Origin of the sequence: Actinoplanes sp. NPDC023714, assembly GCF_040639855.1 — a bacterium.
Lineage (GTDB): Bacteria > Actinomycetota > Actinomycetes > Mycobacteriales > Micromonosporaceae > Actinoplanes.
In genome coordinates this window covers 691,622-704,237 of sequence record NZ_JBFAAR010000003.1, presented here as the reverse complement: position 1 = coordinate 704,237, position 12,616 = coordinate 691,622, and the positions used below count along the sequence as shown (strand labels likewise).

Genomic DNA, 12,616 nt, shown 5'->3' with positions numbered 1-12,616 from the left:
GGAAGGGACGTGCATGGATTTCGACGACACCCCGGACGAGGCCGCCTGGCGGGCGGAGGTGCGCGCGTTCCTGACCGCGCACCGCGACGAGCACGCCGCCGATCCCCGGGCCTGGCAGGCGCTCCTCTACGACGCCGGATTCGTCGGCGTGACCTGGCCCGCCGACGCGGGCGGCCGCGGCGGCACCCCGATGCAGCAGGCGATCGTCGACCAGGAGACGGCCCGGCTCGGCCTGCCCGCCCTGATCAACCTGATCGGCATCGGCATGTGCGGCCCCACCGTGATCGTGCACGGCAGCGACGACCAGAAGCGGCGCTACCTCAAGCGGCTGCTGCGCGCCGACGACCTGTGGTGCCAGCTGTTCAGCGAGCCGGCCGCCGGCAGCGACCTGGCCGCGCTGCGCACGAGGGCGGTGCGGGACGGGAACGGCGGCTGGCGGGTCACCGGGCAGAAGGTGTGGACGACCCTGGCCCACCTCGCGGACTACGGGATCCTGCTCACCCGTACGAATGCCGATGTGCCCAAACACCGGGGACTGACCATGTTCGTGGTCGACATGAAGGCGCCCGGGGTGACGGTGCGACCGCTGCGGCAGATGAACGGCGAATCGCACTTCAACGAGGTGTTCTTCGACGACGTGGCGATCCCGGACACCGAACGGCTCGGCGAGCCCGGCCAGGGCTGGACGGTGGCGCTGACGACGCTGATGAACGAGCGGCTCTCGCTCGGTGGCGGCGGCACCGGGGTCGGCGCGAAGCCGGAGACGGTGGCCCGGCACGTCGCCGAGCGGATCGGCGGCCTCTCCCCCGATCGTCAGGTGCTGGCGAGACAGCAGCTCGGACGCGGCTACGTGGCCGCGCTCGGCGCCCGCTACACGGGATATCGCCAGCTCTCCAGGATCAGCCACGGCGAGCTGCCCGGCCCGGAGGCGTCGGCGGGCAAGCTGAGCGGCACCCGATCGGCGCGCGACCTGGCCGACCTCGCGGTGCGGGTGCTCGGCGAGGACGCCGCCGTCGCGGGCGGCACGTGGCAGAACCTCCAGGCGGTGCTGCCCGGCATGGCCATCGCGGGCGGCAGCGACCAGGTCCTCCGCAACATCATCGGGGAGCGGGTCCTGGGCCTGCCGGCCGAGCCGCGAGTGGACAAGGGGGCGCCGGCATGAACTTCGACCTCGATCAGGAGCACCGGGATCTGGCCGCGGCCGCCGGCGAGTTCCTGTCCGCCGCGGCCTCCCCGGCAGCGGCCCGCGCCGCGCTGGACGACGGAAGCGCGATCCGGCCCGGCCGCGAGGAGCTGGTCAAGAGCGGCTTCGCGACGATCACCGTTCCGGAGAGCGCCGGCGGTGGCGGCGGCAGCGTGCTGCACCTGGCCGTCGTCGCCGAGCAGGCCGGGCGGGTGCTCGCCGGTCCCTCGCTGGTCACCTACGCCCGGGCCGCGGTGCTGCTCGGCGGCGACGAGGAACGCCTGACCGGCCTCGCCGACGGCACCCTCGCGGTCGCGGTGATCGACGACGGCGGTCCGGTCCTCGACGCGGCCGGCGCCGGCACGTTCCTGGCGCTGCGCGACGGCGACCTGGTCGGCGGTCCGGGCACGGTCACCGCCCGGGAGCCGATCGACGCGACCCGCGGTCTCGGCGACGTCACCATGGCGGAGACCACCACATGGGTACGGGACGCCGGCGCGCTCTGGCGGCACGGCGAACGCGTGGGCCGGACGATCCTGGCCGCCGAGGGTCTGGGCGCGGCGACCCGCATCCTCGAGCTCGGCACGACGTACGCGAAAGATCGGTTTGCCTTCGGCCGTCCCATCGGTTCCTATCAGGCCATCAAGCACGCGCTCGTCGATGTGTATGTCGCGGTCGAGCAGCTGCGATCCCTGGTCTGGTGGGCCGCCTGGGCCGCCGACCACGCGCCCGGCGAACTCCCGCTCGCCTCGGCCGCCGCGAAGGCCGCCGCGGCCACCACCCTGGAACTCGCCGCCGAGACGGTGATCCAGGTGCACGGCGGCATCGGCTTCACCTGGGAGCACGACGCCCACCTGTACTGGCGGCGCGCCAAGGTCGACCGGTTCCTGCTCGGCGACGACGTGGCCGCGTTCGACGAGGTAGCCCGGCTGGCGATGGAGGAGGCAGTGCGATGAATCTTGCGGTTCTGGCGGAGGAGGCCTTCGAGCGGCACGGCGACTACGAGTCCCTGTTCTTCGAGGACCGGTGGGTCACCACCCGCGAGATCCACGAGCGGTCCACGCGGGTGGCCGCGGGCCTGCGCGCCCACGGCGTCCAGCCCGGCGACCGCGTGGTCGTGCTGACCATGAACGCGCCCGAGGTGTTCATCTCCTACCGGGCGATCTGGCGGGCCGGCGCCGTGGTGACGCCGGTGATCTTCCTGCAGAGCGTGCCGGAGCTGCGGCACATCCTCACCGACTCGGGGGCGGTCGCGGCGATCATCAGTCCGGAACTGGGCGATCTGTTCCGGTCAGCGGCCGAGGGTCTTCCGGTGACCGCTTTTGAGATCGGCTCGTCGTTCTCCTCGCTGGAGGCGTCCGAGCCGGCCGGGATCGAGCCGCGCGGCGACGACGACCTCGCGGCGCTGCTCTACACCGGCGGCACCACCGGCCGGGCGAAGGGCGTCATGCTCAGCCACCGCGGCCTGTGGGAGTGCGGCCGCGGCCTGGACCAGGTCAACCGCACCATGGACGTGACCCGGTCGCTGCTGGCGCTGCCGCTGTCGCACGCCTACGGCCTGATCGTCTCGATCGCCGCGCTACATTCCGACCGCCGGGGCGTCTCGGTGATGCAACGCTGGTTCGAGCCGGCCGGCTGGCTGGAACTGGTCGCCGAGCACCGCCTCGAATCCGCCCCGGTCGTCCCCACGATGCTGGCGATGCTGCTCGCCCAGCCACTCGGCGACCACGACCTGTCGTCGCTGAAGGTCTTCGGCTCGGGCGGCGCCACTCTGCCACCGCCGATCCGCGCCGCCGCCGAGAAGACCTTCGGCGTGACCGTCCTGGAGGGCTACGGCTGCACCGAGTCGAGCGCGTTCGTCTCGGCCGAGACGATCACCGACCACCGCTCCGGCAGCGTCGGCAAACCGCTCCCGCACGCCGAGGTGGCCATCCTCGACCCGGACGGCAAGCCGGTGCCGGCCGGTGAGGACGGCGAGATCTGCGTACGAGGACCGGGGGTGATGCTCGGCTACTGGAACGACCCCGCGCTGACCGCGCGGACGGTTCGCGACGGCTGGCTGCACACCGGCGACGTCGGCCGGCTCGACGCCGACGGCTTCCTCTACGTCGTCGACCGCCTGAAGGACCTCATCATCCGCGGCGGCTTCAACGTCTTCCCCCGCGACGTCGAGGACGTGCTGCTCGACCACCCGGCCGTGCAGATCGCCGCCTGCGTGGGCCGCCCCGACCCGTCCACCGGCGAGGAGGTCGTCGCCGTCGTCCAGCTCGTGCCCGGCCAGCAGGTCACCGGCCCGGAACTGGTCGAGTTCGCCCGGGAGCGGATGGCGAAGTACAAGTACCCCCGCGAGGTCCTGGTCCTCGACGCGGTCCCGCTCACCAGCGTCGGGAAGATCAACCGGAGGGCCGTCCGGGCCCTGGTGAAGCCGTGACGGCCCGCGCGATCTCCGGCATGGCCGTGATCGTCACCGGCGGCGCGCGGGGGATCGGCCGCGCCACCGCCACCCGCCTGGCCCGCCTCGGCGCCTCGGTGGCGATCGGCGACCTCGACGTCACGCTCGCCGCCACGGTGGCGGCGCCGTTCGGCGACCGGGTGACGGCGGCCCGCCTCGACGTCACCGACCCCGCCTCGTGGCAGGAATTCCTCACCGAGGTCGATCGGCTGGGCCCGTGGGACGCCCTGGTCAACAACGCGGGCATCATGCCGCTCGGCTCCCTGCTCAAGGAACCCGACCAGCTGACCCGGACGATCTTCGAGGTCAACGTGTTCGGGGTCATCAACGGTACGAAGGCCGTGGCGCCCGGCATGGTCGACCGCGGCCGGGGCCACATCCTCAACGTGGCCTCGGCGGTGGGCCGGCTCGCCGTGGCGAACGCCGCCACGTACTCGGCCTCGAAGTTCGCGGTCGTCGGATTCAGCGAGGCCATGCGCTCCGAGCTGGCCCCTCTCGGCGTCGACGTCACCCTGATCCTGCCGACGGTGGTGAAGACCGAACTCTCGGCCGGCGTCCCCGCCGCCCGCGGCGTCAAGGCCGTCACCCCGGACGACGTGGCGCAGGTGATCGAGGGCGCGCTGCGGAAACCGCAGGCCGAGGTGTGGGTGCCCAAGTGGGTGCAGGGCCCCACCAAGTTCACCCAGGCCCTGCCGCGGCGGGTGGGCGAGGTGCTCGATCGCCTCTCGGACGCGGGGAAGGTGCTGAGCCAGGCGGACCCGGCGGCCCGAGAGGCCTACGAACAACGCGCCCGCCGCGGCTCCGACCCGTCGCCTTGACCTCAAGTGAAGGTGAGCTCCTACCGTCGGCCGCATGACGACCGACGCCGAACTCGCCGCTCAGCCCGCCGCCTACTGGACCGGGGTCGCCTACGAGGCCCTGATCGCGTTCACCCGCGCGGAACAGGGCCGGCACGGCTTCAGTCAGCCGCAGTTCTGGCTGCTGCGCAACCTCTCCCCCGCCGACCTGCTGCCGGAGGGCGGCGGGCGGACGATTCCGGAGCTACGGGAAGCGATGAGCTCCTATCTGCGCGCCGAGGACGACCTCGACGCCGAGGCCGGGATCCTGCTGGGGCGCGGCTGGCTCGCCCGCGACGGCGATGGGCGGTACTCCATCACCGACGCGGGAGAAGCGGCGCGCCTCGAGTGCAAGCGGCACGCGCCGGCGATCCGGGCACGCATTCACGAGGGCATCGACGACGCGGATTACGTGACGGCGCTCAAGGTGCTGCAGCGGATGATCCTCAACACCCGCCGGCCTTAGCCGGCCGCCTCGCCCTCCTCCAAGCCTCGCCATCCTCCGCGCGGAGCAGAGGCCTCGCCCTCGGCCACCGCGGCGCGCAGTTGCTCGACGAGCCGGCGCAGGCTCGCGTCGAAGTCGACCTGGTCGCTCGTCTCGGCGACGATCTCGGCGTGGAGACGAGCGGCCAGGATGCCGGGGTCAGATCGCCTCCACAATCACCGCCGCGCCCTGGCCACCGCCTCCACAGATCGCCGCGGCACCCAGCCCGTCCACCTGCCGGGCCAGCGTGCCCACGATCCGGGAACCCGACGCGCCGATCGGATGTCCGAGAGCGATCGCTCCACCATGGACGTTGACGATGCCCGGATCCACCCCGAGTGCGTCGACGGACGCGACCGCCACCGACGCGAAGGCCTCATTGATCTCGATCCGGGCGAGGTCGGCGGGCACGGCGCCCAACTCCTTCAACGCGGCGACGACGGCATTCGACGGCTGGTGATGCAGGCGCACGTCCGGCCCCGCCACCATCGCCGACGCCAGCACCCGCGCCAGCGGCGTCACCCCGTGCGCCCGCGCCGCCGCCTCGCTCATCAACACCAGAGCAGCCGCCCCATCGGTGAGCGGCGAAGAATTGCCCGCGGTGATCGTCCCGTCGCTCGCAAACGCCGCACGCAGGCGAGACAGCGCCTCCACACTCGTGTCCGGGCGCACCCCGTCGTCCGATTTCACAAGCGTTTTGGGTACGGGGTAAGCCTCGATCTCGCCGTCCAGAAAGGAGGCCGACGCCGCCGCGCGCCGGTGCGAGCTCACGGCCCACGTGTCCTGGACCGCACGGTCGAGGCCGAGCGCGACGTTGCCGTCCTCGGTCGACGCGCCCATCGAGCGGCGTTCGTAGGCGTCGGTGAGGCCGTCGTGTTCGAGGGTGTCGAGCATTTCGATGGCGCCGTAGCGGGCGCCGGCCCGGGTCCGCGCCGCGTGCGGCGCCAGAGACATGGACTCCATGCCGATCGCCACGACGATGTCCGCACGACCGGAAGTGATCAGGTCGGTGCCAGCGATCACGGCTTCCGTGCCGGACAGGCAGACCGCGTTGATCGTGGTGGCGGGCGCGGTGAGCGGGATGCCCGCGGCGACGGCGGCCTGCCGGGCCGGGTTCTGCCCGGCGAGGCCCTGCAGCACCTGACCGGCGAAGACGCGCTGCACGGCGTCGGCCGGGACACCGGCGCGGGCGAGCGCGGCCCGGGCGGCGTGCGCGCCGAGCGCGGTGGCCGGCACCGCCGCGAGCGAGCCGGCGAAGCGGGCGAACGGCGTCCGGGCATACCCGGCGATCACGGCCCTCATGCCAGGTCCACCGTGAAGCCCGCACCGGTCAGGGCGAGCACCCCGTCGACCGTCTCCCCCTCGGCGATCCGGCGCAGCACCAGCCCGTCGTCCGTCACGTCGAAGACCGCCCGGTCCGAGATGATCCGGTCGACCACTCCGGCGCCGGTCAGCGGCAGCGTGCACTTCTCCACGATCTTCGGGCTGCCGTCCTTCGCCACGTGCTCGGTCACGACGATGACCCGCGGCGTGCCGGCCACCAGATCCATGGCCCCGCCCATGCCCTTCACGAGCTTGCCGGGGATGGTCCAGTTCGCGAGGTCGCCGTTCGCCGCGACCTGCAGCGCTCCGAGGATCGCGGTCTGCACGTGACCGCCCCGGATCATGCCGAACGACGTCGCCGAATCGAATATCGAGGCCTCTGGCAGCAGCGTCACGGTCTGTTTGCCGGCGTTGATGAGGTCGGCGTCCTCCTCGCCCTCGAACGGGAACGGCCCCATTCCGAGAATGCCGTTCTCGCTCTGAAGCGTCACTCGTACCCCTGACGGCAGATTGTTGGCAACCAGGGTGGGAATGCCGATTCCCAGATTGACGTATTGGCCGTCGACCAGTTCGGAGGCGGCGATCGCCGCCATCTCGTCACGCGTCCACACGAGAACGCACCGTCCTCTGCTCGATGTTCTTGTCGTGGATGTCGCCGCGGACCAGATGCTGCACATAGATGCCCGGCGTGTGGACGTCGTCCGGATCCAGGGCGCCGACGACGTCGCATTCGGCGATCGTGATCCGGCCGGCGGTGGCGACGAGCGGATTGAAATTGCGCGCGGTCAGCCGGTAGCGCAGATTGCCCTCGAGGTCGGCCTGGTGGGCACGTACCAGGGCGAGGTCGGCCACGATGCCGCGTTCCAGGACGGCTGTCACCCCGTCGAATTCGGCGACCGGTTTACCTTCGGCGACCGGGGTGCCCACACCGGTCGGCGTGTAGAAGGCCGGAATTCCGGCCCCGCCCGCGCGCAACCGTTCGGCGAGCGTCCCCTGCGGCACGAATTCGACGTCGAGGAGACCGTCCAGGTATTGCTGGGCGAACAGCCTGTTCTCGCCGACATAGGAGGCGAGGACCTTGCTGACCTGTTTGTTCTCCAGCAACAGACCGAGGCCTTTGCCATCGACGCCCATGTTGTTGCTGACGATGGTCAGATCGCGGACGCCGGTGTCCCGCAGCGCCGTGATCAGCGAGGTCGGATTGCCGGAGAGACCGAATCCTCCGACCGCGACCGTCATGCCGTCCCGGGCGACGGCGGCGACGGCGGCGGCCGCGCTGTCGACGAGTTTGCTCATGCCGGCGGACGCTAGGAACTTTCCGCCGGGCAGGCCGCGATTGATCACACAGCGGCCGCGGTGAGCAGCTCGTGCTCATAATGTGAGCATGCAGGGGACGCAGTTGATCGGCAGGGTGGCCGCGGTGCTGCGGCGGGTGGGTTCCAGCGGCGCCGAGGGTGTGACCACCGCCGAGGTCGCGGCGGCCACGGGTCTGCCGCGTTCGACGGCGCAGCGGGTCCTGGCCGCGCTCGCCGAGGAGGGCTTCGTCGACCGGCACGGCCGCTGGTATCTCGGCCCCGAACTCTTCCTGCTCGGCTCGGTCGCCGCCGAACGCTACGACGTCACCTCGACGGCCCGCGACATCCTGCGATCACTTTCGGCCAAGACCGGCGAGAGCGCGTTCTTCTCGGCCCGCCGCGGCGACGAGACGGTCTGCCTGGCCGGCGAGGAGGGCAGCTTCCCGCTGCGCTCGCACGTGCTGCACGAGGGCATCCGCCTGCCGCTCGGCGTAGCCTCGGCCGGCCTGGCGATCCTCGCCTACCTGCCGATCGACGACGTCGAGGACTACGTCCGGTCCCGGGGAGAAGAGCTTGCTTCCGCGTACGGCGACCAGCACGCTGCGAATCCCCTCACCCGCCGGATCACGGCCACCCGGAGACGCGGCTACGCGGTCAATCCCGGACTCATCGTGCCCGGCAGCTGGGGCATAGGGGCCGTCGTGTTCGACCGCACCGGCGCGCCCGCCTGGGCCCTGAGCCTGACCGGCGTCGAGTCCCGCTTCAACGGCGACCGCACGGCCCAGCTGGGAACGCTGCTGCTCGAGGCCGCCCACACCCTGACCCAACGCATAGCCCGCCGAGGCTGATCGCACTCCCAGCGACGGCCACAAGCAGCCACGACATCCCCCGGCCCCCCGATCCGACGGCGACGTGGCCGGCATCGACACGTTCGACCACGCCCTGGACATCGTGGTGACCCCGGACCGCCAGTGGAGGTGGAAGGACGAGCAGGAATACCTCGAGCGGGCCGGCCACCCCGACTACTGAACCCCCGAGCAGGCGACCACCATCCGCGCCGAAGGCGAACGCGTCATTCACGACATCGAAACCGCCACCTTCCCCTTCGACGGCACCTGGTGCGACGTCCGCCCCGACCCGGCGTGGACATTGCCCGCCCTGCCGAGCGAGGGCTGGGACCGCCCGCGCGAAATCGGTTGAGAGAACCCTTCCCGGAGGCGCATCCCAAAGCTCCTCAGCTCCAGGGCCGGCTCAACCCCGGCATCCCGACCTGGCTCGGCGGCGCCGCCGGACATGGCCGGACCGGAAGCGAACCCGGCCCGGCCAGCCCCGGATCAGGAGGCGAACGTCTGGAACTCCGCGATCTTCGGCGTCCCGGTCGACCCGGTCACCTTGAACGTGATCTTCGTAGTGCTCGTCGCCGGGAAGCTGATCGAACCACCACCGGTGCCGGACGCCAGGACCGCACCGGTCGCGCCATTGATCACCTGATAGGTACCGATCGACGACCCCGACGCCTCGACGATGGCGATGCGCGCGACCTTCGTCGCCGCACCCCACTTGATCGAGATGTCACCGGTAGCGCCGCTCGGCGACCAGAACGTGTCCGCCTTACCGTCCTTCACATTGCCGTAGCTGGTGCCCGCCGCCTTGCTGGAACCGTCCGCACCGGCGCCGATGCTCAGGTTGATGCCGCCGGTCGCGGTGGCGCTGGGCTTGACCGTGCCGCTCGGCGAGGTCGTGGCACCGGCCGAGGCGCTGGCCGTGGCACTGGCCGTAGCGCTGGGCTTGACCGTGGCGCTGGGCTTCACCGTGCCGCTCGCCGAAGGCGTAGCGGTAGCCGTGGCGGTCGGCGCCGCGGTCGCGCTGCACTTCCCGTCCGAGATCTTGAGCCCGGTCCCGGCGCCCGCGGTCTGCGCCACGATCGCGGGCACGCAGGACGCGGCGTCCGGCGTGAACGCGTACGGAATGCTCACCGACGTGTTCGACGTGACATCCGGACCGGCCGGGTTGTTCTCCTCGCCCGGCGACGACCAGGTCACGTTGTCGAAGATGTTCCCGGCGACCTGCCAGAACCCGGCCGCATCGGTGTAGAACGTGCCCAGCACGTCCTTCGAGTCCTCGAAGTAGTTGTTCTCCACTCTGGCCTTCGCGCCGGCCCGCGAGTTGATGCCCGACTCGTTCAGGCTGAAGTAGTGGTTGTTGTACATATGAGCGACCCCACCGCGCAGCAACGGCGCCCGCGAGTCGAGGTTCTCGTACTTGTTGTGGTGGAACGTGATGTTGGTGTTGCCGGTGTCCGTCTCGCTCGAGCCGATCAGGCCACCGCGCCCGGAGTTGCGCAGGATGCTGTAGGACAGCGTCACGAACTCGGTGTCGTCCTTCATGTCGAACAGGCCGTCGAAGCCCTCCGACTCACCGCCCGAGGCGACGAGCGTGGCATGGTCGACCCACACGTTGCGGACGGTGCTCTCCATGCTGACCGCGTCGCCGCCGTTGGACAGCGGTGAGCCGGACTTCTTGACGTTCTTGACCGTGACGTTCTGGACGATGATGTTGCTGGAGTCCCGGATGTGGATGCCCAGCTGGTCGAACGTGGCACCCGCCCCGACACCCACGATGGTGACGTTGCTGATCTCCTTGAGCTCGATCCGGTCGGCCGCCGTGTTGCAGCTGTCCCCGGAGACCTTCGTCGTGTTGCCGTGGTTGATCGTGCCCTCCACCTGGATGGTGATCGGGGTGTCACTGGCCGCCCGCTTGCACAGCGCCTCGTGGATCTGCGTACCGGTGGTGGCCTTGACCGTGGTGCCACCGGCGCCCCCGGTCGTGCCGCCGTTCTGCCCGGCGAATCCGTCGGCGGCGAGCGCGGCCTCGGCCGAGGCCTGTAGCTGCGGCACACCGAACGCGATCGCACCGGCCACACCGGCGACACCGACCACCGCGGAGAGCCGCAGGGCTACTGATCTCTTCATCTAGCTTCACCTGTTCCCGCGCATGGGGATGCGCGTGTGGGGAAGCGGCGGCTCGTTGGGGATGACCACCGCATGGCGCGACCGGCAAAGCCGATCATCACCATGTGGCCACCCGGCCCGGATTGGTTGCCCACCGCGAGAAGAATCTTTTCGGGTACGCCGTGAACCACCGGCTCGGTCATCCCCATCTCATCGCGCTCCCTTCTGTTCCACCGGTTGCCGGTCGCCGCTCTCCTCGGCCCGCTGCCGGCCACCGGCGGCCCAGAGGGCGAGCAGCCTCAGGTTGTCGTGCGACGGGCTGCCCGGATCGGTGCTGTAGAGGAACAGTGTCTGGTCGTCGTCGCCGGGCAGGGTCAGCGCCTCGTAGTTCAGGGTGATCGGGCCGACGGCCGGGTGCGTCATGCGCTTCGTGCCGTTGGTGCGCTCGTGGACCTGGTGACCGTTCCACCAGGTCAGGAACTCCGGGCTCCGCACGGTCAGCTCGCCGACGAGCGCTGTCATCCGTACGTCGTCGGGGTTTCTTCCCGCGTAGAGCCGCAGCGTGCCCACGACCTCGGCCGCCACCGCCGGCCAGTCCAGGAAGGCCTCGCGGGCGGCGGGATCGAGGAAGATCCACCGGGCGTAGTTGCGCTCCCCCGGCGGCAGGCTGGGCCAGTCGGTGAGCAGGGCCCGGCCCAGCGCGTTCGAGGCGAGCACGTCGGTGCGGCGGCCCAGGATGATCGCGGGGTGGTCGGTCATCGACGCGATCATCTGCTGCATCGCGGGGCGCACGCGCTGCGCCGGATCCGGTGTCTTGCGGCGCCGGGTGGGCCGGGCCAGATCGGCGAGGTGGGCGCGGCCGGCCGCGTCGAGGCCGAAGACCCGGGCCAGGGAGTCGAGGACGGCATCGGACGGACTGCTGTGCCGGCCCTGCTCGAGGCGTGTGTAGTAGTCGGCGCTCATCCCGGCGAGGCGCGCGACCTCTTCACGGCGCAGCCCCGGCACCCGCCGGCCCGTCTCCCACGTCAGCTCGACGGGCGCCGTGTCCGCCCGGCACTTGCGTAGGAATTCGCCCAATGCGCTGCTCATGCGCCAAGGATTGCCCGGCCGGGACGGTCCCGGCCACCTCCTGGGTGGGCATGCCTTTCCCAGGCACGGCTGGGCCTGCTGCGGCCTGTCGCCGGCCGCGCCGCCGCGAGCAGCATGGGCGGCACGGCACAGCGCCCACCACGAGGAGACACTCATGAACTGGTTCGTCACCGGCACGTCGCGGGGCATCGGGCTCGAGCTGGTCGAGCAGCTGCTGGAGCGCGGCGACAACGTCGCGGCGACCACCCGCTCGGCCCACCGCCTCACCGAGGCCCTGGGCCGCACCGACACGACGCGGCTGCTTCCCCTGGAGCTCGACCTGACCGACGAGAAGGCGGTCGCCGCGAGCGTGCGCGCCGCGCAGGACCGCTTCGGCGGGATCGACGCCGTCGTCAACAACGCCGGCTACGGTCTGCTCGCCGCCGTCGAGGAGGTCAGTGACGCCGAGGCCCGGCGGCTCTTCGACGTGCAGGTCTTCGGCGTCTGCAACGTGCTGCGCGCGGTCCTGCCCGGCTTCCGCGCGGCGAAGAGCGGACACATCGTCAACGTCTCGTCGATTCTCGGGCTGACCACGTTCCCCGGCTGGGGGCTCTACTGCGCCGCCAAGTTCGCGCTGGAGGGCCTCACCGGGTCGCTCGCCGCCGAGACGGCCGGGTTCGGCATCAGGGTCAATCTCGTCGAGCCGGGCTACACCCGCACCGATTTCCTGCGCACCCACTCGCTCGCGCTGCCCGTCACGACGATCGAGGGCTACGAAGCGATCCGGGAGATGACCGCCGCCCACCTGGCCATGCCGGGCACCCAGCTCGGTGACCCGGTCAAGGTGGCCGCCGCGATCATCCGGATCGTCGAGGACGGCGACGCACCGCTGCACCAGGTTCTCGGCTCGGACTCCTACGGCCTGGCGCAGGCCCGGGTGCAGGCCCTGGCCGCCGATCTGGAGGCAGGCCGTGCGCTCGCCGTCACCACGGACGTCGTCGCGTCCTGATACCGTGCGAGCGTC

The 12,616-nt window shown here is 71.2% G+C and carries 13 protein-coding genes; 7 read left to right on the top strand and 6 right to left on the bottom strand.

Features of this window, described 5'->3' with window-relative positions; translation table 11 throughout:
- The first annotated feature begins 13 nt into the window (after positions 1-13).
- Genes AB0G10_RS18550 through AB0G10_RS18530 form a run of 5 tightly spaced genes read left to right on the top strand, consistent with a single transcriptional unit; the run spans position 14 to position 4,937 of the window.
- Positions 14-1,162, top strand: a complete 1,149-nt coding sequence (locus AB0G10_RS18550) for an acyl-CoA dehydrogenase family protein (RefSeq protein ID WP_360922599.1) — start codon at positions 14-16, stop codon at positions 1,160-1,162.
- Positions 1,159-2,139 carry an acyl-CoA dehydrogenase family protein gene (locus AB0G10_RS18545; protein ID WP_360922596.1) on the top strand — a complete coding sequence of 327 codons (981 nt, stop codon included), beginning with the start codon at positions 1,159-1,161 and terminating at the stop codon, positions 2,137-2,139. The genes AB0G10_RS18550 and AB0G10_RS18545 overlap by 4 nt, the downstream gene beginning before the upstream one ends.
- Complete coding sequence (locus AB0G10_RS18540; protein WP_360922593.1) at positions 2,136-3,614, top strand: AMP-binding protein; 1,479 nt, start codon at positions 2,136-2,138, stop codon at positions 3,612-3,614. Before AB0G10_RS18545 ends, AB0G10_RS18540 begins: the two co-directional genes overlap by 4 nt.
- Positions 3,611-4,453 (top strand): SDR family oxidoreductase, encoded by an 843-nt coding sequence (locus AB0G10_RS18535; protein ID WP_360922590.1) that lies wholly within the window; start codon positions 3,611-3,613, stop codon positions 4,451-4,453. Before AB0G10_RS18540 ends, AB0G10_RS18535 begins: the two co-directional genes overlap by 4 nt.
- A gap of 34 nt (positions 4,454-4,487) precedes the next feature.
- A complete protein-coding gene (locus AB0G10_RS18530) occupies positions 4,488-4,937 on the top strand; it encodes a MarR family transcriptional regulator (protein WP_360922587.1) in 450 nt (149 codons plus the stop codon).
- Here the strand turns inward: AB0G10_RS18530 and AB0G10_RS18525 are convergent.
- Genes AB0G10_RS18525 through AB0G10_RS18510 form a run of 4 tightly spaced genes read right to left on the bottom strand, consistent with a single transcriptional unit; the run spans position 4,934 to position 7,574 of the window.
- Entirely contained in the window at positions 4,934-5,131 is a 198-nt protein-coding gene (locus tag AB0G10_RS18525; protein WP_360922585.1) for a hypothetical protein, read from the bottom strand. The two genes, AB0G10_RS18530 and AB0G10_RS18525, sit on opposite strands and share 4 nt — an antisense overlap.
- Positions 5,115-6,257, bottom strand: coding sequence for an acetyl-CoA C-acyltransferase (locus tag AB0G10_RS18520; RefSeq protein ID WP_360922583.1), 1,143 nt, complete (start codon positions 6,255-6,257; stop codon positions 5,115-5,117). Before AB0G10_RS18520 ends, AB0G10_RS18525 begins: the two co-directional genes overlap by 17 nt.
- Entirely contained in the window at positions 6,254-6,871 is a 618-nt protein-coding gene (locus tag AB0G10_RS18515; RefSeq protein WP_360923061.1) for a 3-oxoacid CoA-transferase subunit B, read from the bottom strand. The genes AB0G10_RS18520 and AB0G10_RS18515 overlap by 4 nt, the downstream gene beginning before the upstream one ends.
- A 4-nt stretch (positions 6,872-6,875) precedes the next feature.
- A complete protein-coding gene (locus AB0G10_RS18510) occupies positions 6,876-7,574 on the bottom strand; it encodes a CoA transferase subunit A (RefSeq protein ID WP_360922580.1) in 699 nt (232 codons plus the stop codon).
- Between the two features lie 88 nt (positions 7,575-7,662).
- On the opposite strand from AB0G10_RS18510, the gene AB0G10_RS18505 reads away from it, so the two are divergent.
- Positions 7,663-8,421: an IclR family transcriptional regulator gene (locus AB0G10_RS18505; protein ID WP_360922577.1), complete on the top strand. Its 759-nt coding sequence runs from the start codon at positions 7,663-7,665 to the stop codon at positions 8,419-8,421.
- Positions 8,422-8,907: 486 nt separating this feature from the next.
- Here the strand turns inward: AB0G10_RS18505 and AB0G10_RS18500 are convergent, their stop codons facing one another.
- On the bottom strand, positions 8,908-10,545 hold the full coding sequence (locus tag AB0G10_RS18500) for a pectate lyase (RefSeq protein ID WP_360922574.1): 1,638 nt from the start codon (positions 10,543-10,545) through the stop codon (positions 8,908-8,910).
- 189 nt (positions 10,546-10,734) lie between these two features.
- Positions 10,735-11,613, bottom strand: coding sequence for a helix-turn-helix transcriptional regulator (locus AB0G10_RS18495; RefSeq protein WP_360922572.1), 879 nt, complete (start codon positions 11,611-11,613; stop codon positions 10,735-10,737).
- 154 nt (positions 11,614-11,767) lie between these two features.
- On the opposite strand from AB0G10_RS18495, the gene AB0G10_RS18490 reads away from it, so the two are divergent.
- Positions 11,768-12,601: an SDR family NAD(P)-dependent oxidoreductase gene (locus AB0G10_RS18490; protein WP_360922569.1), complete on the top strand. Its 834-nt coding sequence runs from the start codon at positions 11,768-11,770 to the stop codon at positions 12,599-12,601.
- Positions 12,602-12,616: the final 15 nt, after the last annotated feature.